The sequence below is a fragment of the Delftia sp. CH05 genome (genome assembly GCF_009827015.1).
GTDB lineage: Bacteria > Pseudomonadota > Gammaproteobacteria > Burkholderiales > Burkholderiaceae_C > Comamonas > Comamonas tsuruhatensis.
Genome location: NZ_WUMG01000002.1, coordinates 289,015 through 312,774 on the forward strand (window position 1 = coordinate 289,015; position 23,760 = coordinate 312,774).

General features: G+C 63.6%; 21 protein-coding genes. 3 read left to right on the plus strand and 18 right to left on the minus strand.

Annotated elements, in window-relative coordinates; translation table 11 throughout:
• Positions 1–17: 17 nt before the first annotated feature.
• The 8 genes from aroB to GRX31_RS03215 form a co-directional block, all read right to left on the minus strand.
• Positions 18–1,136, minus strand: coding sequence for a 3-dehydroquinate synthase (gene aroB / locus GRX31_RS03180; RefSeq protein ID WP_160851414.1), 1,119 nt, complete (start codon positions 1,134–1,136; stop codon positions 18–20).
• Positions 1,137–1,265: 129 nt separating this feature from the next.
• Positions 1,266–1,811 (minus strand): shikimate kinase, encoded by a 546-nt coding sequence (locus GRX31_RS03185; RefSeq protein ID WP_174538850.1) that lies wholly within the window; start codon positions 1,809–1,811, stop codon positions 1,266–1,268.
• An 8-nt stretch (positions 1,812–1,819) separates the two neighbouring features.
• Complete coding sequence (locus tag GRX31_RS03190) at positions 1,820–3,427, minus strand: Ig-like domain-containing protein (RefSeq protein WP_160851417.1); 1,608 nt, start codon at positions 3,425–3,427, stop codon at positions 1,820–1,822.
• 23 nt (positions 3,428–3,450) lie between these two features.
• Positions 3,451–5,601 carry a type IV pilus secretin PilQ gene (pilQ, locus tag GRX31_RS03195; protein WP_160851419.1) on the minus strand — a complete coding sequence of 717 codons (2,151 nt, stop codon included), beginning with the start codon at positions 5,599–5,601 and terminating at the stop codon, positions 3,451–3,453.
• On the minus strand, positions 5,598–6,146 hold the full coding sequence (locus GRX31_RS03200; RefSeq protein WP_160851421.1) for a pilus assembly protein PilP: 549 nt from the start codon (positions 6,144–6,146) through the stop codon (positions 5,598–5,600). The genes pilQ and GRX31_RS03200 overlap by 4 nt, the downstream gene beginning before the upstream one ends.
• The gene (locus tag GRX31_RS03205) at positions 6,143–6,823 is read right to left on the minus strand and encodes a type 4a pilus biogenesis protein PilO (RefSeq protein ID WP_160851424.1); all 681 of its coding nucleotides are present in this window, start codon (positions 6,821–6,823) and stop codon (positions 6,143–6,145) included. The genes GRX31_RS03200 and GRX31_RS03205 overlap by 4 nt, the downstream gene beginning before the upstream one ends.
• A complete protein-coding gene (locus GRX31_RS03210) occupies positions 6,823–7,434 on the minus strand; it encodes a PilN domain-containing protein (RefSeq protein ID WP_043789993.1) in 612 nt (203 codons plus the stop codon). The genes GRX31_RS03205 and GRX31_RS03210 overlap by 1 nt, the downstream gene beginning before the upstream one ends.
• Positions 7,431–8,510, minus strand: a complete 1,080-nt coding sequence (locus GRX31_RS03215; protein WP_026062715.1) for a pilus assembly protein PilM — start codon at positions 8,508–8,510, stop codon at positions 7,431–7,433. Before GRX31_RS03215 ends, GRX31_RS03210 begins: the two co-directional genes overlap by 4 nt.
• Positions 8,511–8,881: 371 nt before the next feature.
• On the opposite strand from GRX31_RS03215, the gene GRX31_RS03220 reads away from it, so the two are divergent.
• Entirely contained in the window at positions 8,882–11,206 is a 2,325-nt protein-coding gene (locus GRX31_RS03220) for a penicillin-binding protein 1A (protein WP_046238459.1), read from the plus strand.
• 70 nt (positions 11,207–11,276) lie between these two features.
• On the opposite strand, the gene cyaY is transcribed toward GRX31_RS03220, so the two are convergent.
• Positions 11,277–11,615 carry an iron donor protein CyaY gene (gene cyaY / locus GRX31_RS03225; protein ID WP_017406663.1) on the minus strand — a complete coding sequence of 113 codons (339 nt, stop codon included), beginning with the start codon at positions 11,613–11,615 and terminating at the stop codon, positions 11,277–11,279.
• Positions 11,616–11,627: 12 nt separating this feature from the next.
• Between cyaY and lptM the strand changes: the two genes are divergently transcribed.
• A complete protein-coding gene (gene lptM, locus GRX31_RS03230; protein ID WP_082254145.1) occupies positions 11,628–11,909 on the plus strand; it encodes an LPS translocon maturation chaperone LptM in 282 nt (93 codons plus the stop codon).
• Between the two features lie 91 nt (positions 11,910–12,000).
• The gene (locus GRX31_RS03235; RefSeq protein ID WP_160851426.1) at positions 12,001–12,828 is read left to right on the plus strand and encodes an MBL fold metallo-hydrolase; all 828 of its coding nucleotides are present in this window, start codon (positions 12,001–12,003) and stop codon (positions 12,826–12,828) included.
• On the opposite strand, the gene GRX31_RS03240 is transcribed toward GRX31_RS03235, so the two are convergent.
• The 9 genes from GRX31_RS03240 to GRX31_RS03280 all read right to left on the minus strand — a co-directional run bounded on the left by GRX31_RS03240 (position 12,825) and on the right by GRX31_RS03280 (position 23,737).
• Positions 12,825–13,445 carry a sulfite oxidase heme-binding subunit YedZ gene (locus GRX31_RS03240; RefSeq protein WP_160851428.1) on the minus strand — a complete coding sequence of 207 codons (621 nt, stop codon included), beginning with the start codon at positions 13,443–13,445 and terminating at the stop codon, positions 12,825–12,827. The two genes, GRX31_RS03235 and GRX31_RS03240, sit on opposite strands and share 4 nt — an antisense overlap.
• Before the next feature lie 13 nt (positions 13,446–13,458).
• A complete protein-coding gene (gene msrP / locus GRX31_RS03245) occupies positions 13,459–14,439 on the minus strand; it encodes a protein-methionine-sulfoxide reductase catalytic subunit MsrP (protein ID WP_016445533.1) in 981 nt (326 codons plus the stop codon).
• Positions 14,440–14,631: 192 nt separating this feature from the next.
• A complete protein-coding gene (gene ccsB / locus GRX31_RS03250) occupies positions 14,632–15,969 on the minus strand; it encodes a c-type cytochrome biogenesis protein CcsB (RefSeq protein ID WP_016445532.1) in 1,338 nt (445 codons plus the stop codon).
• The gene (locus GRX31_RS03255; protein WP_160851430.1) at positions 15,966–18,149 is read right to left on the minus strand and encodes a cytochrome c biogenesis protein ResB; all 2,184 of its coding nucleotides are present in this window, start codon (positions 18,147–18,149) and stop codon (positions 15,966–15,968) included. Before GRX31_RS03255 ends, ccsB begins: the two co-directional genes overlap by 4 nt.
• A 139-nt stretch (positions 18,150–18,288) precedes the next feature.
• Positions 18,289–18,939 (minus strand): c-type cytochrome, encoded by a 651-nt coding sequence (locus GRX31_RS03260; RefSeq protein ID WP_016445530.1) that lies wholly within the window; start codon positions 18,937–18,939, stop codon positions 18,289–18,291.
• A gap of 279 nt (positions 18,940–19,218) precedes the next feature.
• Positions 19,219–20,151, minus strand: coding sequence for an AraC family transcriptional regulator (locus tag GRX31_RS03265; RefSeq protein WP_160851432.1), 933 nt, complete (start codon positions 20,149–20,151; stop codon positions 19,219–19,221).
• Positions 20,152–20,212: 61 nt separating this feature from the next.
• Entirely contained in the window at positions 20,213–21,181 is a 969-nt protein-coding gene (locus GRX31_RS03270) for a carbohydrate kinase family protein (protein ID WP_160851434.1), read from the minus strand.
• A gap of 1 nt (position 21,182) precedes the next feature.
• A complete protein-coding gene (gene dalD, locus GRX31_RS03275; RefSeq protein WP_160851436.1) occupies positions 21,183–22,622 on the minus strand; it encodes a D-arabinitol 4-dehydrogenase in 1,440 nt (479 codons plus the stop codon).
• Between the two features lie 62 nt (positions 22,623–22,684).
• On the minus strand, positions 22,685–23,737 hold the full coding sequence (locus tag GRX31_RS03280) for an ABC transporter ATP-binding protein (protein ID WP_074921493.1): 1,053 nt from the start codon (positions 23,735–23,737) through the stop codon (positions 22,685–22,687).
• Positions 23,738–23,760: the final 23 nt, after the last annotated feature.

A 23,760-nucleotide genomic window follows, 5' to 3' on the forward strand; every position in this document is an offset into this window, starting at 1 on the left:
GCCCCCAGCGCCGCGCGTCAGGCGCAGCAGGCGTCTATGACTTCGCGCACCAAGGCATCGGGCGCCGAGCGCATGACGGCCTTTCCCGGCCCGTCAATGAGAACGAAGCGGATCTCGCCCGCCTCGGACTTCTTGTCCACGCGCATCAGTTCCAGATAGCGGCCAGCGTTGTCACGCGCATCCAGCACGGCGCCGCGCACCGGCAGGCCCGCACGTTCGATCAGCACGCGCAGCCTTTGCACAAAGGCGGCATCCACCAGGCCAAGGCGCTGCGACAGCTCGGCCGCCATGACCATGCCGGCGCCCACGCCTTCGCCGTGCAGCCAGTTGCCGTAGCCCATGCCGGCTTCGATCGCATGCCCGAAGGTGTGGCCGAAATTGAGAATGGCGCGCAGCCCAGCCTCTTTCTCGTCCTGCCCCACGACCCAGGCCTTGATCTCCACGCTGCGCTTGATCGCGTGCGCCAGTGCAGTGCGGTCGCGGGCAAGCAAGGCGTCCATGTTCTCCTCCAGCCAGGCCAGGAAGTCCATGTCGGCGATGGGCCCGTACTTGATGACCTCGGCCAGGCCGGCGCTCAGCTCGCGCGCGGGCAGCGTGTCCAGCGAGGCCAGATCGCAAACCACCAGCTGCGGCTGGTAGAAGGCGCCGATCATGTTCTTGCCCAGCGGATGGTTGATGGCGGTCTTGCCGCCCACCGACGAGTCCACCTGCGACAACAGCGTGGTGGGCACTTGCACGAAGGGCACGCCGCGCATGTAGCTGGCGGCAGCAAAGCCCGTCATGTCGCCAATGACGCCGCCGCCCAGCGCGAACAGCACGGTCTTGCGGTCGCAACCACCGGACAGCAGGTCATCGAAGATCAGATTCAGCGTCTGCCAGTCCTTGTGGGCTTCGCCATCGGGCAGCACCACGGTCCGCACGCTGCGGTAGCGCTGCTCCAGCACGCGGCGCAGTGCTGGCTCATAGAGCGGTGCGACCACATCGTTGCTGACGATGACGGCCTGTACCGCAGAAGGCAGCGCGGCATAGGTGGCTGCCTGGTCCAGCAGGCCGGTGCCGATGGCAATCGGATAGGAGCGCTCACCCAGGTCAATGGTCACGACCTGGGCAGCAGGCGAGGAGGAGGCGTGGGGCAAGATGATGTCGCTCCAGGGGAGAAAGAATGAAAAGGTTTCCGCGACACGGCAGCGCGCCCGGCAAATGCCGATCTTAAAGAAAAAGGCCCCGGCAAGTGCCGAGGCCTTTGGTGTTCCAGCAGGCAGCGTTCAGGCCAGTTCCGCCTGCATGCGTATGCGCTGGGCGGCCTGCGCCACAGACAGGCCGGATGTCTGGATCACGAAGTGCGCCGTCTCCAGATACAGGGGCTCGCGCTGCAGCAGCAACTCGCGCAGGCGCAACGCCGGATCCTCCACCTGCAGCAAGGGCCGCGTCACATCGTTGCGCAGCCGCGCGGCGATGTCCTCTGGCGTGCAATCCAGGTAGAAGACCTGGGTGCGCTCATGCAGATGGCGGCGATTTTGCTCGCGCAGCACCACGCCGCCGCCCGTGGACAACAGCAGGCTGGATGTGGAGGCCGACAGCTCATCAATGACCTGCGACTCCATGTCGCGAAAAGCCTGCTCGCCCTCACGCTCGAAAAACTCCCGGATGCTGCAGCCCAGGCGCTGCTCGATCACATGGTCCGAATCCACAAAACGCATCGACCACAGGCGCGCCAGCTGGCGCCCTATGGTCGATTTGCCGGAGCCGGGCAGGCCGATCAGGGCCACCACCGGCGCACGGAGCGAGGCAGGACCTTGATCGGGATTCACCGACTTGTTCACTCGGGCAGGCAGACGGATGTCACTCCGTAAGGCGAGGTCAGGAAGGAGCCGTTCTTCTGGTCGCCCTCGACGAACGAGGTCACAAAGATGCGCTCGGCACGACCTTCGGAACCAGCCGCATTGGAGCTCACCGTCAGCTTGTAGATCAGCCAGGTGGCTACGTTCTGCGGATATTCCGTCTGCACGATCACGCGGCCATTGGCTCCCGTTTTGCGGCCATTGAAATAGGAAACCACGATGTCTGCCTTGGGCGGCGTCAAGCGGCCATCGCCATTGGCGTCTTCACCGCTGTCCAGATTGCCGTTGCGGTTGATATCCTCATTCAGGCAAAAACCGGATCCATCGACATGTGCATTCTTCACAGTGTCATAGCTGCCAAATCCATATCGCAGGATATCCACGCTGACCGAAACATCCGCATCCGCAACCGCCTCGCCGGCAGCATTGGCAACAGCCACGTCGAATTTCTTGATATAGGTCAGGTTGTTGGCGCCCTTTTCCAGCTCATTGTTGTCGCCAATAGTGATGGAAACAGGCTCGCTGGCAACCGTCAGAGTGCTGACGCGCGACGCGGGGCACTTTCCATTGGATACGGCGGCATCAGAATTGCCGTAGCACATGCGGATGCTGACCCCATTGGTCGGGCTGATGCGCAAGCCTGGAATATATTGCGCCAAGGCAACACCGCTGGCATTGGAAATCACGGACTGGCTGCCCGTGGAGATAGCTTCTCCGGAACCCAGCCCGGGCGGAACGATCTCGAAGCGGACGCGCATATTGGGAATGGCGCGGTTGTCCTTATCCAGGAACAGTGCCCTCAATTGCGCCATATTTGTACGTCCGCCATCCAGATTGGGCTTGATAGTATTCGGCACTATAGAAAGGCTTGCCGCACTGACAACACCTACAGCATCAGGCACCTGAGTAGCTCCGCCGGCAACAGTGATCTGTTCATTGGAAACCACTCCCGAAGCCTTTGCTTGCAAGGAATAAATTTGAGCAGCACCAGGTGCGTTAAATGCAGAGAACTTCGCCACACCCGATGTATCAGTTTGGGCAGTAATCGCTGCACTCAGGGCAGATCCCGAGAGGACGACAGGAATCCCCGAGATTCCAGCACCATTGACATCGGCAACTTTTGCCGTTACCTCCACTGGCTGTCCGGGGGTCGGAGCAGAAGGCACTACCGTCAATGCTATCTGACTACCGGTGACGGCAACGACACCCGCACCAGTTTGAGCACCAGCCTTGAGGTCGAACCGAATATCTCGATTGGAACGATCACCACCAATCTCAATTTTCCCACTCATGCGTCCGGATGCATCCGTCACATTGGAGGTGGGAGTGAAAATACCTGAAGTCAAAACCACAGAGACAGGAGCATTTGCCACAGGGTTTCTACTGGCAGACAATGCAGTTACTGTGATTGTTGCCACATCGCTTCCGGAATTTGCAATAACGGTCTTATCCAGCAGGAACTCCACACTGGCCACATCAGGCGTCGCTCCACCTGTCCCACCTCCAGGAGTTCCTGGATTTCCACCACCGCCACCGCAGGCGACTAACGCGCACGACGCCAATATTGTAAGCAAGATTCTTTTCATCAACTATCTCCCAAAGATTTTAATTAACGCTTGAGACCATCAGATATCATTTTTGGCGTAATAAACACCAGCATTTCTCGCTTTTGAGATTCTCTCACGCGACTTTTAAAAAGATGCCCCAAAACAGGGACATCACCCAATAGCGGAATCTTGTTTTCCGTATTGGTTTCCTCCATCTCGAAGATACCGCCGATGACTACAGTTCCACCATTTTGGACAAGAACCTGGGTACGCACATGCTTGGTATCGATGGCAACACCTTGCAACGTGCTCTCACCACGTGAATCCTTGTTGACATCGAGGTCCAGAATGATATCGCCTTCGGGAGTGATCTGAGGCGTCACCTCCAACTTCAGAACCGCCTTTTTGAAAGCAATGGTCGTCGCACCGTTAGGCGCGGTCACAGAGTAGGGATACTCAGTACCCTGCTCAATCAATGCCTTGGTTTGATCAGCCGTTACCAATCTCGGACTGGAAATGATCTTTCCCTGTCCATCGGACTCCATAGCAGAAAGCTCAAGAGTCAGGAATCGATTTGCAGCCGCATTGAAAATAGACATGGCAAACGTCCCGGAGTTCGCCACGTTTGACAGCTTCCCAGGCAGATTGACAAAATTTCCCGAGGTATTCACAGCCTGCCCGCTTGCCCCAGCGGAAGCATTGGCATTATCAAAACCAGTGCCGATGGCCACGCGGTTATCCCCACCAATACTGTATCCCCCGTCGCCACCGCGCTGAGCCCGCAAATCCCCGCCGCCTAGACGAACGCCCAGTGCACGGCCAAATGTGTCACGGGCTTCAACGATACGAGCTTCGATCAGCACTTGGCGAACAGGCACGTCCAGTGTTGCCAACAGCACCTTCACTTCTTCCAGTTTCGTGGCTGTGTCGGTCACGAACAGCTGGTTGGTTCGGGGCTCCGAAATCGCAGATCCGCGCTCAGACAGAAATCTGGTGGAGGTTCCGCCAGCCCCACCGCTCCCACCGCTGCTTGCGCTGATCTGTTGAAGAATATCGGCCGCCTTCGCATAGTTCAGCTGAAAGCCCTGGGTGCGCAGCGGCTCCAGTTTCTGAATTTCCATCGCGGCTTCATAGTCACGCTTGGTGCGTGCATCGATCTCATCCTTGGGCGCAATCCAGAGCACCGAGCCCGACTTGCGCATGCCAAGGCCCTTGGCATCCATGATGATCTGCAGCGCCTGGTCCCAGGGAACATCCTTGAGACGCAGGGTCAACGCCCCGGAAACCGTGTCCGAGGTCACGATATTGAAGTTCGTGAAGTCGGCAATCACCTGCAGCAGGGAGCGCACTTCGATGTTCTGGAAATTCAGGGAAAGCTTTTCACCGCTGTAGCCGGGGCCCTGTGTGAGCTTGCTCACATCCACCTTTTTCTGACGGACCTCGATCACAAACTGGCTGTCGCTTTGATACGCGCTGTGCTCCCAGTCACCGACGGGAGCGATACGCATGCGCACGGATTCCCCCTGCTGCACCGAGGAGATTGTCTGCACCGGTGTTCCGAAATCTGCAACATCCAGCTTGCGGCGCAAGCCTTCAGGCAAGGAAGAACGCAGAAAATCGACGACCAGTTCCTTGCCTTCGCGGCGCAGATCCACGCCAATCTGGCTATTGCTCAATCCCACGACGATGCGGCCCGAGCCATCGCTGCCACGACGGAAAGCAACATCCCGAATGGGTTGGATATCATTACTGGCGGCTGTTTTGGCTTCAAACACACCCTGCTGCGCAGAAGGCTTCACCGCAGCAGACACGGCCACAGGATCCAGCAGGATCAGCAACGCCTTGCCTTGGCGTTCAGTGCGGTAGGAAGTCGCCGTTTTCAAATTCAGCACCAGCCGGGAGCGGCCCGAGGCTTCCACGATATTGATGGAACGCAGGTTGCCCTGATTGAGTTCGACCATCGATTTGCCCGTGGCATTGGCTGCGCCAGGAAAATCCAGGGCGATCCGCGCAGGCGACTGGATCGCAAATCCGGTCGGGTCCGCAGCCAGCGCTTCGGAAAGCTCGATGCGCACCACCTCGGTGCCCCCCTGGATGGAACCGGAGACCGACTCTATCGCGGACTGCGCCCATGCAAAAGAGCCCAGCAACCAACCGCCCAAGGCGATTCCCCAGCGAGCTTTGTGAGACATGCTGCGATGTGTACCCATCATTTCCTTCCCTCCTGCAACTCCAGTGTGCTGTTTCTTTCTATCCAGTCGCCGCTGCCATCCTGGACGATTTCCCGCAACTGGATGGAAGTCTCCGTGATCCGGGTGATCTTCCCGTAGTTCTGCCCCAGGTAATTTCCTGGACGAACCTGATACAGCAAGGCTCCTACCTTGATCAACGCCGTAGGAACACCCTTCTTGTCAAGGCTGCCCACCATGGTCATTGCATCCAGGGGCTCTGCTTCCAGCGGCTCCTTGCGGCGATTGAGTTCTGCGGCAATCAGGCTGGTATTCGCATTGGTCTGGGCCGATTCCTTGCGCAGCACCTGCATCAGTTTCAAGGGATTGAAGGGGTCCATGCCATCAGCCCCCAGGTAGGCTTGGGGCGTAAACGCTTTGGGCTTTTCCAAAGGCTTGATCCGAGGCTTTGCATTGGCTTTCTCCTGGGCCATCCAGGTTTGCAGTTCCTCTTGATCAAAAGAGGTGCAGCCCGAGACGGCCAAACAGGCAGACAACATAAGCAAGACGCTGCAGCGCATGTGTCTCATTTCTTCTTGCCCTTCCCGGCGGCCGCACGTTGCGCCTGCACTTCCTCGGCATCCAGGTAGCGGAAGGTTCGCGCCGTCGCCTCCATGCTCAAGACCTCGCTGCCCTCCTTGCCCACAGGGACAATCGACAAGTTGTTCAAGGTCACGATGCGAGACAGGTAGGCCACGTCGGAAGCGAATGAACCGATGTCATGAAAGCGTCCTGTGACCTTCAAAGCAATGGGCAGCTCGGCGTAGTACTCCTTGACCACCATCGCCCCGGGGCGGAACGTTTCAAACTGCAGGCTGCGCCCCAGTCCGGCCTGGTTGATGTCCGAGAGCAGCGCAGCCATTTCCGCCTTGCTGGGCAACTGCTTTTCCAGCTGTGTCACATATTGCTGGACCTGTTCACGCTGCTTCTTCAGGCCATCCAGGCTGACCGCCTTGGACAGCTTCTGGCTGAAGTCCTGGCGCAGCGTGACTTCGGTGTTGCGCTCTTGCTCCAGCATGTCCTCATAGTCCTTGATCAGTACGTACCAGAGCAAGGCGGCGACGCCCAACGCAATGGCAACGCACAACAGAAAACGCGGCAGCAAGGGCCACCGCGAAGGATCATTGGGATCAAGACCACGGAATTGGCGCTGGATGTTCTCCTGCAGTGCGGAGAAGTCGATGTCGTTCTTTTTCTTCTTGGCCATCACTGGGACTTTCCTGGGTTGGCCGCCGTCGGAAGGCCTTTCTCCGCAACGCTGGCGCGCGTGAGCTGGAAGCGCAGATTGAACGCTGCAGCACGGCGCTGGTCCTTGGGCGTGACGTTGACCGTCTTGGCCACGATCTCCACCAGTTCCGGCTTGGAGATCCAGGGCGTTCCCTCGGATAGATTGCGCAGCATCTCGGACACCCGCTCATTGGACTGCGCCGTGCCCTGCATGGTCACGGCCAGACCTTCCTGCTTGATGCTGGTGATGTAGACGCCATCGGGCAGCTGGGACACCAGCTCATTGAGCATGTGCACCGGCAGATTGCGATCGGACTGCAGGTCTTCCACGGCCTTCTGACGTGCACGCAGGGCAGTGATCTCATCCTCCAGCCCGGCGATTTCCTTGATCTGGGACTCCAGCACCGTGATCTCGGCGCGCAGCATGCTGTTCTTTGCCTGCTGGGCTTCGATCATCATCTGGTACCACCAGTAGACAGCACCAATGATCAAAAGCCCTATCAGGGCCGAAAGGACCATGGTGGCCTGGAATGCTTCCTTGCGTCGCTTGCGTGTGGCTTCTCTGTGAGGAAGCAGATTGATCAGGATCACGACACAAACCTCCGCATGGCCAGACCGCAGGCGGTCAGGTAGGCGGGGGCCTCGCGCGACATGCGCTTGAGGCGCACGCCGCTGCCGACTTCCATGCCATCGAAGGGATTGGCAAGGCTGCAGGCGAATCCGGTCTGCTGCGTGATGGCCTCGGACAGGCCGGAAAGCGGTGCCGAGCCGCCAGCCAGCAGGATGTGGTCTATGCGGTTGTGGGGCGTGCTGGTGAAAAAGAACTGCAGTGCGCGCGACACTTCCTGCGTCATGCTCTGCACGAAGGGCTTGAGCACGGCGGAAGCGTAGTCCTCCGGCAGTTCGCCGTTGCGCTTCTTGGACTCGGCCTCTTCGAGGGAAAAACCATATTGGCGCGCGATCAGCTGCGTCAGCTGGGCGCCGCCAAAGGCCTGGTCACGGTCGTACAGCACCTCGTCGTCACGCAGGATCTGCATGCTGGTCGTCATGGCGCCTACCTCGAACAGCGCCACCAAAGCGTTGTTGCCCTGATTGGGCAGGCGCTCGATCAACCGTCCGGCGGCCATGCGGGAGGCATGGGGCTCGATGTCGATGACCATCGGCTTGAGGCCGGCCGCCTCGGCCAGGCCCTGGCGGTCCTGCACCTTCTCGCGACGGGAGGCGGCAATGAGCACATCCACGTCGCCAGGCGAATTCGATGACGGGCCTATGACACAGAAGTCCAGACTCACTTCGTCGAGCGAAAAAGGAATGTACTGATTGGCCTCGGATTCGACCTGGACCTCCAGTTCCTGCTCGCTCATGCCGTCGGGCAGCGAAATCTTCTTGGTGATCACGGCCGAAGCCGGCAATGCCATGGCCACGTTCTTGGTCCGCGTGCCGCTTTTTTTGACCAGCCGCCGTACAGCCTCTGCCACTTCGTCGAACTTTTCGATGTTGCCATCCGTGATCCATCCCCGCTCCAGCGGCTCGATGGCACAGCGCTCCAGCAACAGTTCGCCCGACCTGGCACGAGACAGCTCAACGAGCTTGGCGCTCGAAGAACTGATGTCGATGCCTAGCAAAGGTGCGGGCTGGCGACTGAATAAGGATCCCATAGCAATCAACTTGCCCTCCCTCTTCTTGTGTATGTAAAGAACGCAACAAACCTTCACATATAGGTTGAATGCTATCAGCAAGACTGCGCGCAACTCACCATGCCTGCCGGAGCACGGTTGACGGTAGTGGCCAAAAACAGACATTGTTGCGGGCCATCAAATGCGACAGGAATGCACCCCTGCTTGCATGTCGGCCTGTACGCCTGGCTTAGGATGCGAGGCTTGCGGCCATGCTGGCAACCGTGTGCAGCCGCCTCCTACCGACCCCCTGGGGAACGCATTTTTATAATGCGGCACTCCTCAGCACTCCCTGCGACATGCCGTCCTCAGACTCCCGAGAACCCCAGGCTGGAAAGCCTCGCTCCGCTCCGTCCAAGCCCATGCATTGGTTTCCCAAGGCCTTGCTATGGCTGACGGGCATCGCCGTCGCCGGCGCGCTGGCCCTGATGCTGACCGTGGCCGTGGCCCTGGCCATGGCCTACCCCAACCTGCCCGACGTGTCCGAGCTGGCCGACTACCGGCCCAAGCTGCCGCTGCGCGTGTACTCCAGCGAAGGCGCCCTGCTGGGCGAGTTCGGCGAGGAGCGGCGCACGCTGACGCCCATCCAGGACATCCCCAAAGTGATGACCGACGCGGTGCTGGCCATTGAAGACACCCGCTTTTTCGAGCACGGTGGCGTCGACTACAAGGGCATGGCCCGCGCCGCGCTGGCCAATCTGGGCCGCGTGAAAAGCCAGGGCGCATCGACCATCACCATGCAGGTGGCACGCAATGTCTATCTGTCTTCCGAGAAAACTTTTACACGCAAAATTTACGAAGTCTTACTGACTTTCAAGCTAGAGCATCTGCTGAGCAAAAACCAGATTCTCGAGATCTACATGAACCAGATTTATCTGGGAAATCGGGCCTATGGCTTTGCCGCCGCCTGTGAAGCCTATTTCGGCAAACCGCTCAAGGACATCACCGTCGCCGAAGCCGCCATGCTGGCCGGCCTGCCCAAGGCGCCCTCGGCCTACAACCCGATCAGCAACCCCAAGCGCGCCCGCTCGCGCCAGCTCTACATCATCGAGCGCATGGAGGAAAACGGCTTCATCACGGCGGCCCAGGCCACTGAAGCCAAAGCCGAGCCGCTGAAGATCCGCACAGGCTCCTTCAACACCCGGGTGCATGCCGAGTACGTGGCCGAAATGGCGCGCCAGCTGATCTTTGCCCAGTACGGCAACGAGGCCTACACGCGCGGACTGAACGTCTATACCACCATCAATGCCGGCGAACAGGAAGCCGCCTACGCCGCGCTGCGCCGCGGCATCATGGACTACGAGCGCCGCCAGAAGTACCGCGGCCCCGAGAAGTTCGTGGCCCTGCCCGCCGACGCCGAGGACCGTGAAGACGCCATCGACGACACCCTGGCCAACCACCCCGACAACGGAGACGTGCTCGCCGCCGTGGTGCTGGATGCCAACCCGCGCAAGATCCTGGCGGCCCGTGCCGACGGCGAGCAGATCGAGATCACGGGCGAAGGCCTCAAGCCTGCCGAATCGGGCCTGAACCCCAAGGCACCGCCCAACATCAAGATCCGTCCCGGCGCCGTGATCCGCGTGGTCAAGACGCCCAAGAACACCTGGGAAATCACGCAGCTGCCCGAGGTGGAAGGCGCCTTCGTGGCCCTGGTTCCCCAGACGGGCGCCTTGCGCGCCCTGATCGGCGGCTTCGACTTCCAGAAGAACAAGTTCAATCATGTGACCCAGGCCTGGCGCCAGCCCGGCTCGGCCTTCAAGCCCTTCATCTACTCCGCGGCGCTGGAAAAGGGCTTCTCGCCCTCCACCATGATCAATGACGCACCGCTGTTCTTCAGTGCGGGCGTGACGGGGGGGCAGCCCTGGGAGCCCAAGAACTACGACAGCCGCTACGACGGGCCGATGACCATGCGCACAGGCCTGAACAAGTCCAAGAACATGATCTCCATCCGGCTGTTGCAGGCCGTGGGGCCCAAGCAGGGCCAGGAGTGGGTCACGCGCTTCGGCTTTGACGCCGCCAAGCACCCGGCCTACCTGACCATGGCTTTGGGCGCAGGTGCCGTCACGCCGCTGCAGCTGGCGGCAGGCTACTCCGTGTTCGCCAACGGCGGCCACCGCGTCAATCCCTGGCTGATTTCCCGCGTCACCGATCACAAAGGCCGCATCCTGTCCGAATTCACACCGCCCCCGGTGCAGGAACTGCCCCAAGCCATCGACGCGCGCAACGCCTTCATCATGGACAGCCTGCTGCAGGACGTGGCGCGCGTGGGCACGGCAGCGCGCGCGCAGTCCACGCTCAAGCGCCCCGACCTGTATGGCAAGACCGGCACGACCAACGATTCGGTGGATGCCTGGTTTGCGGGCTTCCAGCCCACGCTGGCCGCCGTATCCTGGATCGGCTACGACACGCCGCGCAACCTGGGTAGCCGCGAGACCGGCGGCGGCCTGAGCCTGCCGATCTGGATCAGCTTCATGCAGCACGCGCTCAAGGGCGTTCCCGTGGCCGAGATGCCCGTGCCGCCCGGCGTCGTGAACATGGGCGGCGAGTGGTACTACGAGGAAAACGCGCGCAACGGCGGCGTCAGCAGCCTGGGCATGGACAGTGCATCCACGGGCAGCGCCGCAGGCGCCACGCCCCCGCCCGCCACCGAGGAGCGCAACCGCATCCTCGACCTGTTCCGCAACTGAGGCGGTCGACCACGCAAGAAAGCCCGGCCATGCCGGGCTTTTCTTTTGGAGCCAGCCGAAAGCCGGGGTCTCAGCGCGCCGAGAACTGCAGCGCCAGGCCCGATTGCTCGGTGGCGTAGCGGCTCAGGTTGGCGAAGAACTCGCCCGCGCCCTTGGTATCGAGCCAGGCGCCCTGCGACGCGTCGTAGCGGTAGTGGAAGCCGCCGGCCTTGGCGGCCAGCCAGATCTCATGCAGCGGCTTTTGCTGGTTGATCACGATCTGGCTGCGGTTGGCAAAGACCAGGGTCACCATGCCTCCCACGCGCTGGGCATCGAGGTCGGCATCGGTTTCATCGTTGATGCGATCGCAGTCTTGCTCCACCGCCAGCAGCAGTCGTTCGGCAAGGTCCAGAAATTCTTGGTCGGTCATTACAATTCGCTTATGTTGAAAGCCTCGCAAATTCTAGTCAGGTGCATTGCCCTTGGGGCCTGTGCGGCGTCCCTTGCGGCCTGTGGGCAGAAGGGGCCTCTGTTCCTGCCCAGCTCGCCAGCCGCCAGCCACCGCGCCACGCTGCCGCAGACCCTGGGCATCTCCAGCCCGGCCGAGCGGGCAACGCCCGCACCGGCGCCCACCACCTTGCCGACCGGCCCCTCCAATGCAGCCGTCGAGGAAAGCTCCACGCCCACGGGCGCCTCGGACTCCCGCAGGCCACAGGCCGACTGACGCGGCAGCCGCACTGCGGCTTGATGCACGTCAACCCCGCTGCATGGCATGGCGCTTAGAGTGACCGCATCTTGTCCCTCGACAACCCGCCATGCCCGTAGAGCTTTACCGAGACAAAAACCACGCCTGCCTGATGTTCACCGACCTCATCGAGGAAGATGGACAGGCCATCCAGGCCAACCAGTTCCTCATCGTCGATGACGACACGGGCGCCATCATCGATCCGGGCGGCAATCTCGCGTTCAACGAGCTGTTCATGGGCATGTCTCGGCATTTCGCGCCGCACAAGCTTTCCTATCTGATTGCCTCCCACGCCGATCCCGACATCATTGCCTCGCTGGATCGCTGGATGACCAGCACCAAGGCCCAGCTGGTGATCTCGCGCATCTGGGAGCGCTTTGCGCCCCACTTCACCAAGGTCGGCAAGACCGAGAACCGCGTGATCGGCGTGCCGGACGCCGGCGGCCGGCTGCCGCTGGGCCGCCATGAGCTGCACCTGCTGCCCGCCCACTTCCTGCATGCCGAGGGCAACTTCCACTTCTACGATCCCGTCAGCCGCATCCTGTTTACGGGCGACCTGGGCGTGTCCCTGATGAACGGCATCGAGGCACAGGTGCCGGCGACCGATCTGGTGCCGCACATCGCGCGCATGGAAGGCTTTCACCGCCGCTACATGGTCTCCAACAAGATCCTGCGGCTGTGGGTGCAGATGGCGCGCCAGCTGCCCATCGACATGATCGTGCCCCAGCACGGCGCGCCCATCATGGGCGCCAAGGCGATTGCCGACCTGTTCAACTGGCTGGAAGGCCTGCAGTGCGGCATTGATCTGTTCGACCAGCGCAACTACCAGTTGCCCATGGCGGACATCGACCCCGTCACCCGCCAGCTGCGCCCTGCCCTGCGCGCCGTCGCGGGCTAGCTTCTGGCGCGCCGGCGGCGCAGTGCATGGGCCACACGCCAGCCCAGCAGCAGCGCAAGAATGGCGGCGTATACGCCGACCTCGGCGAAGTTGTTCTTGCCCGCGCGCATCCAGAAGAAATGCAGCAGGGCCAGCGGCGCCACCGCATAAATGCAGCGGTGCAGCCATTGCCAGCGCTTTGCGCCCATGGCCCGGAGCACACGGTGCGGCGATGTGGCGGCAAGCGCGGTCAGCAAGAGCAGGGCCGCAAAGCCCACGAGGATGAACGGGCGTTTGGGGATGTCGAGCACGATCTCGCCCCAGTCCAGCCCCATGTCGAACCACGCATAGCACAGCAGGTGCAGCACGGCGTAGAAGAACACATACAGGCCCAGCATGCGCCGAAAGCGCGCCAGCGCCGTCAGCCCCAGCGCCTGGCGCAGCGGTGTCACGGCCAGCACCACGCACAGAAAGCGCAGCGTCCAGTCCCCCGTGGAGCGCAGCAGGGCCTCGGCCGGATTGGAGCCGAGAGTGTTCAGGATGGCTCCGGCCAGCAGCCACGCAAACGGCAGCAGGCACACAAGAAACACCAGCGGCTTGGCCGCCCGGTGCAGCAAAAGGCGCTGTAACACCGTCATTGCATGGGCCGCATCAATAGAACTTCTTCAGATCCATGCCCGTGTAGAGCTGGCCGACCTGGGCTTCGTAGCCGTTGAACAGCAGCGTCTTGCGCTTCTTGGCGAACAGGCCATCCTCGCCAATGCGCCGCTCCGTGGCCTGGCTCCAGCGCGGGTGCGGCACGTCCGGATTCACATTGGAATAAAAGCCGTACTCGTTGCGCGCCGCCTTGTTCCAGGCCGTGCCCGGCTCCTTGTCGGTCAGGCGGATGGCAACGATGCTCTTGGCGCTCTTGAAGCCGTATTTCCACGGCACGACCAGCCGCACGGGCGCGCCATTCTGGTTGGGCAGCACTTCGCCATACATGCCGAAGGCCAGCAGCGTCAGCGGGTGCATGGCTTCATCAAGGCGCAGCCCCTCGGTGTAAGGCCAGTCCAGCACGCCGCTGCGCAGGCCCGGCATCTGCGCCTTGTCGGCCAGGGTCACGAATTCCACGTACTTGGCACTGCCCAGCGGCTGCACCTTGCGCAGCAGCTCGGCCAGGGAATAGCCGACCCAGGGAATCACCATGGACCAGCCTTCCACGCAGCGCAGCCGGTAGATGCGCTCTTCCAGCGGTGCGAGCTTGAGCAGCGCATCCAGGTCCAGTGTCTGCGGCTGCTGGACCAGGCCTTCGATCTTCACTGTCCACGGCCGCGTCTTGAGCGTGTGGGCGTTCTTGGCAGGATCGTCCTTGTCCAGGCCGAATTCGTAGAAGTTGTTGTACTGCGACGCATCGGCATAGGCGGTGACGCGCTCCATGGAGTTCGCACCCGGCACCTGCGAAGGCACGGAAGCCAGCGCCGCCAGCTTGCCGGGGCGCTGCACGCCTGCCGCCCAGCCCGGCAAGGCGGCACCGGCCGAACCTGCGGCCAGGTACTGCAGCCAGGCCCGGCGCTGCAGGTAGCTCGCCCGGGGCGTGATTTCGCTGCCTTGCGGATGTTGGAAGCCGTTGTCGTGGGAGCGGATCAGCATGGGAATCTCCGAAAGTGCCTGCTGCGGCAGGGGTGCCGGGCGGCATGACGATTGGGAGCCTTGCAGGCCCGCGCAAGTTCCATGCTACGCCCCAGCCTCAACTGCCATGAAAAAGAGCCGGATATAAAAAGGGCTGCATGCGTGCCGGCGCATGCAGCCCTTTGTTCGGCGGCGGTCCGAATCAGCAGCGGATCACAGCTCGCCGTAGCTGTGCAGTCCCGACAGGAACATGTTCACGCCCAGGAAGGCGAAGGTGGTGATGGCCAGCCCGCCCAGCGCCCACCAGGCGGACACGGTGCCGCGCAGCCCCTTGACCAGGCGCATGTGCAGCCAGGCCGCGTAGTTGAGCCAGACGATCAGCGCCCAGGTCTCCTTGGGGTCCCAGCTCCAGTAGCCGCCCCAGGCCTCGGCCGCCCACAGCGCGCCCAGCACGGTGGCGATGGTGAAGAAGGCAAAGCCCACGGCGATGGACTTGTACATCACATCGTCCAGCAGCTCGAAGCTGGGCAGCCGCTCGGCGATGCGCTTGCGCGCCAGCAGGATGCCGGCCACGATCAGCGCCGAGACGCCGAAGTACACCATCCAGTAGCTGCCGCCGTTGTCGGTCGCACCCTTGCGGAAAACGATGGGCTCGAAGCACAGCACCACGCCCAGCATCCACAGCGGGGCGAGCTTGTACCAGCGCGTCTCCGTGGCCTGCTGCTTGATGAGGTAGGCGAAGGAGACCATGGCAGCCAGCGCGAAGGTGCCGTAGCCGATGAAGTTGGCCGGCACATGCAGCTTCATCCACCAGCTCTTGAGCGCCGGCACCAGGGGTTGGATCTCGTGCGCCTCGCGCACCAGCGTGTACCACAGCAAAAAGCCCACGGCCGCGCTGACCACCAGCATCACGAAGCCACCCAGGGCGCGCGTGTCGTAGTGCTGTTCGTAGTACAGATAGAACAGCGCCGTCATCCAGCAGAACATGACGAACACTTCATAGAGGTTGCTGACCGGGATGTGCCCCACGTCAGGGCCGATCAGATAGCTCTCGTACCAGCGCACCATGGTGCCCACCAGCGCCAGCGTCACGGCCAGCCAGGCCAGGCGCGAGCCCAGCAGCGACAGCGCCGTGCCCTCGCCCCGCGCAAACATGCCGATCCAGTAGAAGACGGTGCTGATGAAGAACACCATGCTCATCCAGAGGATGGCCGACTGGCTGGACAGGAAGTACTTGAGGCCGAACACCGTGTCCGAGCGCGCCAGCTGCGCCCCCTCCGGCCCCTGGTACAGCGCAATGGCCAGCAGCGACAGCCCGGCCACCACCAGCATCAGCGCCCGCAGCGAGCGCCAGAACCAGCCCAGCCAGATGGCCGCGGGAATGGTGCCGACCAAGATGCACTTCTCGTAGACGTCCATGTACTCGCCATAGCGCTGCAGCGCATAGAGCAGCCCCGCCGCCACGAGGGCCGCAAACACCCAGTCGAACCAGTTGCGGCGGGCGAAGAAGCCCTCGTTGAGCGTCAAAGTCGTCGTGGTGGCGGTGTTCATGCGGAACCTCCGGGGGGTTTCTTGTGGATGGGCTCGGCGCCTATCAGCTTGCCGGCCAGCATGGCGAATTCTCTATCACCATCGAGTGTCTTGCGATTGGTGGACAAGGCCATTTCGGCATGGCTTTGGCCATCGCGAGGCGTGAGCCAGATCCAGATGCGGCGGTCGCGCACGTACAGCATGCAGAACACGCCGATGATGAGAAACAGGCAGCCCAGATACACCACGTTCTTGCCCGGCGCACGCGCCACCTGGAACACGCTGGCCTGCACCTGCTTGAAGTCCTGCAGCATGAAGACCATGGGCACGGGGTAGAACTGCGCGTCGCTGAGCGAGAACACGGACTGTGTCATGAAGGACTGCGTCTGCTCGCTGGGCTCCAGCGGTGCCTGGCCGGCCTGGGCCCGCACGATCTGGGCCATCTCGAACAGCACGCCATTGAGAATGCGCACCAGCACCTCGCCCGCGCGTTCACGCTCGGCCGCGGGCACATTGCTTTCCATGAAATCGGAGATGGCCTGCAGCCCGCCCAGCGGCTTGCCATCGGGACCCTTCTTGTCGGTCTGTCCCGCGAACAGCTCCAGCGCCTTGGTGGCCGACTGCGCCAGCGCACCGCTCAGCTCGGAGCGCGAGGAATCGATGGCCTTGGCCACATAGGCCCGGGCCGCCTGCTCGCGCAGTTTGGGATCCTGCAGCGCGCTGCGCAGGCGCAGGAAGGTGTCCATTTCGCTTTCGGGGTCGGCGGGAATGCGCAGATAGCGCATGGCGTCGGCCTGGTTGTCGCGCACGCCCAGCAGGAACACGCGCTGGCCGTCGCCCGTGTCCACGGGCAGCATGTAGTTCTGGAACTCGCGCGCCTGGCCCGCGGCATCGCGCAGCTTGTAGCGGATGCTGGGGCCGATGTTGCGCAGCTCCTTCTTGGTCACGGTCTTGTGGGCCGCGCCCAGGCGCTCGTCGATGGCCTGCTTCAGGTCCACCTTGCGCACATCGGTGGCGCTGCCACTGGCGCCGCCCGCACCGCCGAAGTTCTCGACGTTGATGGTGCGCAGCTCGGCAAACTCCAGCGTCAGCGCCTCGTCCTTGCCGTCGGCGAGCTTGCGCGTGAACTGGCTGGAGCCGCCAATCACGCCCTCGACATCGAAGGGCTTGGTCCCGGCCTCCAGCGGCACGGCATGCAGCTTCACCGACGAGCCGCCGTCATCAAAGCTGGACTGGTAGATCTCGATGCCGCGGTAGCTGGCCGGGTGGTTGACCTCGATGCGCTTTTCCAGCTTCTCGCCCGTGGCCTTGTCGTGGATGACGACCTCGCTGGCAAACAGCTTGGGCATGCCCGTGGAGTAGTACTCGACGATGAACTTCTTGAGCTCCACCGCAAAGGGCAGCTCCTGCAGCAGCACGCCATCGGACTGCGACAGGATGGCCGTGCCCGCCGTGCCGCCCTCGGTCACCAGCAGGTTGCCGCGGAAGGTGGGGTTGCGTTCGCTCAGCCGGTGCTGCTCGGACACCTCGGAGATCAGGCCACCGCCGGTATAAGGTGTTTTGCCTCCCAGCCACATCTGCGCACGCACGATAAGGTCACCGTCGAACAGCCCCCCCAGGCAGATCAGCACGATGGCGCCATGGGCGGCGATGTAGCCCAGCTTGTGGGCCGCGCCCGCCTTGGCCGCCAGCATCCAGCCCGTGCCGGGACCGGCCGCCGTGTCCCGCTGCTGCAGCCGCACCTTCCAGCCGCCCGACACCAGCTGCTGGCCCAGGCGCCTGGCGGCTTCCTCGGTGCTGCCGGGCACCACATTCTGCGCACGGTGGCTGAAGGCCTTGAGGCTTTGCTCGCGAACGTTTTCCTTGAAATTGCGCAGATCGGCCAGGTACTTGGGCGCATGGCGTGCCACGCACAGCGAGGTACTGATCACCAGAAAGGCCAGGATCAGCAGGAACCACCAGGCGCTGTAGACCGCATTGAGCTTGAGCGCAAGAAACAGCTGGGCCCAGAACGGTCCGAACTGGTTGACGTAGTTGCCCACCGGCTCATGCTGCTTGAGCACGGTGCCGATCACCGAGGCAATGCAGATGACCGTCAGCAGCGAGATCGCAAAGCGCATCGATGCCAGCAGCTCCAGCATCGCGCGCGCGGCCTGCGGGCGGGGGGAGGCAAGAGCGGCACCGGAAGAGTTGTCTGACATGAAGAGCGAAAAACCAAAACCCGAATGAAAAAAGCGGGACCATCTGCATTCATGCGATGGACCCGCCTGGCTTGGGGCGTCTATAGGGCAATAGGTTCCCGGTGATTACCCTGGGAACCGCATCGGTTCCGGGAGCACATCAACGCAGGCCAGCGATGTAGTCTGCCACGGCCTTGATTTCGCGATCGTTAAGCTTGGCAGCAACCTGCGTCATCTGAATGCTATTGCCGCGCTTGCCGTCACGGAAGGCCGTGAGCTGGGTGGTGGTGTAGTCGGCGTGCTGGCCGGCCAGACGCGGGTACTGGGCCGGGATGCCGGCACCGTTGGGGCTGTGGCAGCCTGCGCAGGCGGCGATGTTGCGCTCCTGGATGCCACCACGGTAGATGCGCTCGCCCATGGCCACCAGGTCCTTGTCCTTGGCAAAGCCGTCCTTGGGCTTTTGCGCATGCAGCCAGGCGGCGATGTTCTTCATGTCAGGCTCGCTGAGCATGCTGGCAAAGCCCTTCATCACCGGGTCCTTGCGCTTGTCGTCCTTGAACTCCAGCAACTGCTTGACCAGGTACTCGGGATGCTGGCCGGCCAGCTTGGGCTGGATGGGCACCGTCGAATTGCCGTCAGCCGCATGGCATGCCGCGCAGACGGCGGTGTAGCTGGCCTCGCCCTTCGCCAGATCGGCCTTGGCCGCCTTCGGCTGAGCCGGGGCAGCAGGTGCCTCGCCAGCGGAGAAAGCGGGAAAGGCGGGGGCTGCAGCAAGAATGGCAGCCGTCAGCAAAGAGGCAAGCAACTTCATATCGAGGGCGTGGTTCTGTTGTTGAAAGCGCAAAATTCGGCGGATTCTACAATGGGGTCCCCTGTGATTGATATCGTCAGGAACCCTGCTTTCGCCCCTGCGCGCAGAGGAAGACACATTCCTTGATCGTGGTCACAAACTGGCCACGGATCCGGTGCGGAACATGTGTTTTTCGCAACCCAGCATATCGATCTGTGCCAGCGCGGCAATAAGGGCTCTACCCATGTGGCGCGCAATACCACACCCCTTCTTTCCCGGATTCCAGGTCCCTCGCCCGCCTCAGCCCGCGCCGAAGCGGCTTTCGGCCTGCCTGCGGAATTCCGAGGGCGTCATCCCCTTGATTTCAAGGAAGCGCCGGTTGAAGTTGGCCAGATTGCTGAAGCCGACCTGAAAACAGATATCGGCGATGAAGCAATCGGTCTGCATGAGCAGATGGCAGGCACTGTTGATGCGCACGCGGCTGACAAAGTCGGTGAAGCTGTTGCCTGTGGCACGGCGAAAGAAACGGCTGAAGCGGCTTTCGCTCATGCCCAGTTCGGCCGCCACGTCCGCCAGGCTCAGCGGCTCGTTCACGCGCGCCATGATGCGGTTGACCACCTCGTTGATCTGGTCCACCTGGGCCTCGGCCTGCACGCCCTGCATCTGCACGGCCGACAGCAGCCGGTAGTCGGTGCATTCGGAAAGATCGGACAGCAGATCACAAAAGGCCGCGAAGCGGCGCATGCCGCGCGCACCCCGGACCGCCTCCCAGTGCACGCGCGCTGCCTCGGCCATGCCGAAGAACTCGATGCCGTGGCGCGCGCGGTCCAGCAGCTGCAGCACCTCGCGCATCTCGGGGATCTGCTCGGCCGCACGGGCAATGGGATCGTGGTTGAACAGGATGACGAGATCGCGTTCGGGCGCGCCGGCCTCGGGCACGTCGAACGATATCCAGTTGTGCGGCAGGCGCGGCCCGCACAGCACGAGGTGGCCCGGCTCGAACGGCCCTATCCAGTCACCCACGAAGGCACGGCCCGAGGTGTGGGTGATGAGGTGCAGTTCGTACTCGTCATGGAAATGCCAGCGCACCAGCGGACTCGGGAAACCATGCGCCAGGCAGCGCACCATGCCACTGCCCTCCACGTCTTCATAGCCCAGGGCGGGCGTGCGGACAAAGTCGCGCTCCAGTTCGGGATGGCGCTGGCGCGGCGGGCGGCGGCGTGTGCTGGGCATGGCAGTCGGTCAATCAGGGACGATGAGACGGGCACAGGGCGCACGGTAACACCGGCGGCCGCTACGCCCTGTGGTGCTGCTGCGCCTGCGCAGCATCCAGGCCCGCAAGCGCGGCATCCAGCTCCGCACGCCAGGGCGGCTGGGCGCCGGCGCGCGTGCAATTGAGCGCGGCAGCCGTGGCCGCAAAGCGCAGCACCTCGCGCCACGCGGCATCTGGCAGGGACTGCAACTGCTGCGCCTGCTCCACGCCGCGCTCGAGCAACGCCACGGACAGTGCCGCACCAAAGGTGTCGCCCGCGCCGATGGTGTCCGCCAGCGGCACTGCAGGCGGGCGCACCGACAGCGGAGCGCGGCCTGCGCGCAGCAAGGTGGCGCCCTCGGCCCCCTGCGTGAGCACCACGGCCCTGGGCCCGCGCGACAGCCAGCTCCCGGCAGCCTCCAGCACCGGCTGACCGGGCGCGATGAAGGCCGCATCCTCGTCGCTGAGCTTGACCAGGTCGGCCAGGGCCAGCCAGTCCAGGCAGTCGCGCCGGAAGGCCTGCGCATCGCGGATCAGCGTAGGGCGCACATTGGGGTCGAAGACGATGAGGCGCCGACCGCGCTGCGCGGCCACCAGATCCAGGATGCGCGGCCCCGCCGGCGCATGCAGCAGCGCGATGGAGCCGAACTGCAGGATGCGGCATTCGTCCGGCAACTTCGGCAGCTCGGCAGGCGCCCACAGCGTGTCGGCCGTGCCCTGCATGTAGAAGGCATAGCGGTTGGTGTGTTCGCCGCGCTCCACAAAGGCCAGCGTGCTGGGTGCGCTGCAGCGCTGCACCAGGCGCATGTCCACGCCGTTGCGCTGCAGGTGCGCGAACAGGCGCTCGCCAAAGAGGTCCTCCGAGAGCTGCGAGACAAGGCCCGTGGCCTGCCCCAGCCGCGCCGCCGCGATGGCGCCATTGGCGGGCGCCCCGCCCTCATGGCCCTGGAAGGCCAGGCCGCCCGTGGCGGTGAAATCGATCAGGGCCTCGCCCACGATGGCTATGCGCATGTCAGCTCCGCCTTGTGCATGTTTCGGTTCTGTCCACAAATGCCCGTACCCGCTCCGAGGCCCGGCGCACCGACTCCACCAACAGCGGATGGCCTGCCACCTCGCCCCACAACAGCGGCTCGGCGCACAGCGAGGCCACGGGATCGGGCGCCGCGCAGATGGCATGCGCCACCGCCGGGTCCATGGCCTGGTCCTGGTACGCATAGGGCAGTGTGCCCCGGTGCCAGCGCTGCAGGAAGGCCAGGAACAGCGCAGGCAGCATGGCCGCGGCATCGATGGCGGCGTTGTCCGCCAGCCGCTCGCGCAGCGTGGGCGCGATGAAGCCGGGGATCTTGGCAAACCCATCGGCCGCCACGCGCTGGTTGGTGTCGCGCAGGGCCGCATTGCCAAAGCGCTCCAGCACCGTGTCACGGTAGGCCGGCAGGTCCAGCGGGCTGGGCCGGCCCGGTGCGCAAAGGCAGGCGATCACATCCCGGGTCACGTAGTCCCAGGCCATTTGGCGTATCGCGGGCACGGCGCAGCCTTCGTGGATATGCTCCAGGCCCGCCAGCGTCCCGGCCCAGGCGATGCAGCTGTGGCTGGCGTTGAGGATGCGGATCTTGGCCTCTTCGTAAGGCGCCACCGAGGGTACCAGCTCCACGCCCACCGTCTGCCAGGCGGGGCGCCCGGCAATGAAGCGGTCCTCGATCACCCATTGCGTGAAGCGCTCGGCCAACACCGCGGCCTCGTCGTCGCGGCCGGTGGCGGCCAGCACGCGCGCGCGCAGCTCAGGTGGCGGGCGGGGAGTGATGCGATCGACCATGGCGTTGGGGCAGCTGGTATGCCGCTGTGCCCAGTCGGCCAGCCCATGCAGCTGTGCCTGGCGCATGAAGGCCAGCAGGCCGGAGCGCAGGCGGTCGCCGTTGTGGCGCAGGTTGTCGCAGCTCAGCAGCGTGACGGGGCCGGCATCGGTGGCGCGGCGCGCCTGCAGGATGGCGCAGAGCACGCCATAGAGGGTGGTCCCCGCCTCTCCCCGGCGTGCGCGCTCCAGGTCCTGCGCCAGATCGGGATGCGCGGCGTCGAGCGCTCCCTGACCATCCAGGCAGTAACCGGCCTCGGTGACCGTGAAGGAGATGATGCGGGTGGCCGGCCAGGCGCCCCGCTGCACGACGGCGGCCAGCCCGGGCGCGTACGGAATCACCTCGCTCAAGGCATCCATCCACTGGTAGTGCACCGTGCCGTTGGGCGCAATCGTCTCCAGCGTGTAGGCACCGCCTTGTCGCACCAGGGCGTCCAGCGTCTGCGCCATGTCAGGGCGCAGGTTGGCGCCCACCAGCGCCCACTGCGTGTCGCCCGCATCCATCAATCGCTGCTGGTAGGCAGCCTGGTGCGCGCGATGGAAAGAGCCCAGCCCCAGGTGCAGCACCGTGGGGCGGGAAAGGGAGGGGGCAGTCGCGTTCATGGTGTCCCGGACAAAGGGATGGGATGAGACGGAAAGAAGAAGGCAGGGCTCGGCCGCCAGGCTCAGCAGGCCGCCAGCGCACGGCCATCGCGGTCGAACAGATGGAGCATGCAGCCCGGGTCGAGGGACACCCTCACCCCATCGCCCACGGCCAGCGGCATGCGCTCGGTCTGGCGCGCCACCAGCGGCACGCCGGCCACGTCCACATGGACCAGCGTGTCGGCACCCAAGGCTTCGATCAGGTCCACGCGCCCCTGGACGCCAGCCCCATCACTGGGACCTGCATCTGCCCGGGACAGGCGCAGCGCCTCGGGGCGTATGCCCAGCGTGCCGTCCCGCGGCAAGCGCCCCTGCGTGCTGGCCGACAGGCCCGGCACGGCATGGGCCGCCAGCAGGTTCATCGGCGGCATGCCGATGAACTGCGCGACAAAGCGGTTGGCCGGGCGGTCATAGAGTTCCAGAGGAGAGCCCACCTGCTCGATGGCGCCGTCGCGCATCACCACCACGCGGTCGGCCAGGGTCATGGCCTCCACCTGGTCGTGCGTCACATAGATGGTGGTGGCGCCCAATGCACGGTGCAGCTTGAGGATTTCCACACGCGTGTTGCCGCGCAGCGCCGCATCCAGATTGGACAGCGGCTCGTCGAACAGGAAGACCTTGGGCTCGCGCACGATGGCGCGTCCGATGGCCACGCGCTGGCGCTGCCCGCCCGACAGCTCGCCCGGGCGGCGCTCCAGGCAGGCCGTGAGATTGAGCGTTTCTGCCGCCCGGCCGACCTTGCGCAATATCTCCTTGCGCGGCACGCCCGCCAAGCGCAGCGCAAAGGACATGTTGTCGTACACGCTCATGTGGGGGTACAGCGCATAGCTCTGGAACACCATGGCCAGATCGCGCCGGCCCGAGGGCGCGTGCGTGATGTCGCGCCCATCGAGCAGCAGATGGCCCGCGCTGACGGACTCCAGCCCCGCGATCAGGCGCAGCAGCGTGGATTTTCCGCAGCCCGAGGGGCCGACGAAGACGATGAACTCGCCGCGCTCGATGGCGAGGTCCACGCCACGGATGATGTGCGCCTCGCCAAAGCTCTTGCGCATGTCTTGCAGTTGCAGATAGGCCATGGTTTTCTTGGTTTGAAGAGCGG

What these genes read in the sequence shown, in the direction of transcription:
- GRX31_RS03235 (WP_160851426.1), top strand. Translation starts at nt 12,001, where the DNA reads ATGCCCGTAGAGCTTTACCGAGACAAAAACCACGCCTGCCTGATGTTC.
- GRX31_RS03260 (WP_016445530.1), bottom strand. Translation starts at nt 18,939, where the DNA reads ATGAAGTTGCTTGCCTCTTTGCTGACGGCTGCCATTCTTGCTGCAGCC.
- GRX31_RS03190 (WP_160851417.1), bottom strand. Translation starts at nt 3,427, where the DNA reads ATGAAAAGAATCTTGCTTACAATATTGGCGTCGTGCGCGTTAGTCGCC.
- msrP (WP_016445533.1), bottom strand. Translation starts at nt 14,439, where the DNA reads ATGCTGATCCGCTCCCACGACAACGGCTTCCAACATCCGCAAGGCAGC.
- GRX31_RS03280 (WP_074921493.1), bottom strand. Translation starts at nt 23,737, where the DNA reads ATGGCCTATCTGCAACTGCAAGACATGCGCAAGAGCTTTGGCGAGGCG.
- cyaY (WP_017406663.1), bottom strand. Translation starts at nt 11,615, where the DNA reads ATGACCGACCAAGAATTTCTGGACCTTGCCGAACGACTGCTGCTGGCG.
- GRX31_RS03240 (WP_160851428.1), bottom strand. Translation starts at nt 13,445, where the DNA reads ATGACGGTGTTACAGCGCCTTTTGCTGCACCGGGCGGCCAAGCCGCTG.
- dalD (WP_160851436.1), bottom strand. Translation starts at nt 22,622, where the DNA reads ATGAACGCGACTGCCCCCTCCCTTTCCCGCCCCACGGTGCTGCACCTG.
- ccsB (WP_016445532.1), bottom strand. Translation starts at nt 15,969, where the DNA reads ATGAACACCGCCACCACGACGACTTTGACGCTCAACGAGGGCTTCTTC.
- GRX31_RS03270 (WP_160851434.1), bottom strand. Translation starts at nt 21,181, where the DNA reads ATGCGCATAGCCATCGTGGGCGAGGCCCTGATCGATTTCACCGCCACG.
- GRX31_RS03220 (WP_046238459.1), top strand. Translation starts at nt 8,882, where the DNA reads ATGCATTGGTTTCCCAAGGCCTTGCTATGGCTGACGGGCATCGCCGTC.
- GRX31_RS03200 (WP_160851421.1), bottom strand. Translation starts at nt 6,146, where the DNA reads ATGAGACACATGCGCTGCAGCGTCTTGCTTATGTTGTCTGCCTGTTTG.
- pilQ (WP_160851419.1), bottom strand. Translation starts at nt 5,601, where the DNA reads ATGATGGGTACACATCGCAGCATGTCTCACAAAGCTCGCTGGGGAATC.
- lptM (WP_082254145.1), top strand. Translation starts at nt 11,628, where the DNA reads ATGTTGAAAGCCTCGCAAATTCTAGTCAGGTGCATTGCCCTTGGGGCC.
- GRX31_RS03265 (WP_160851432.1), bottom strand. Translation starts at nt 20,151, where the DNA reads ATGCCCAGCACACGCCGCCGCCCGCCGCGCCAGCGCCATCCCGAACTG.
- GRX31_RS03255 (WP_160851430.1), bottom strand. Translation starts at nt 18,149, where the DNA reads ATGTCAGACAACTCTTCCGGTGCCGCTCTTGCCTCCCCCCGCCCGCAG.
- GRX31_RS03205 (WP_160851424.1), bottom strand. Translation starts at nt 6,823, where the DNA reads ATGGCCAAGAAGAAAAAGAACGACATCGACTTCTCCGCACTGCAGGAG.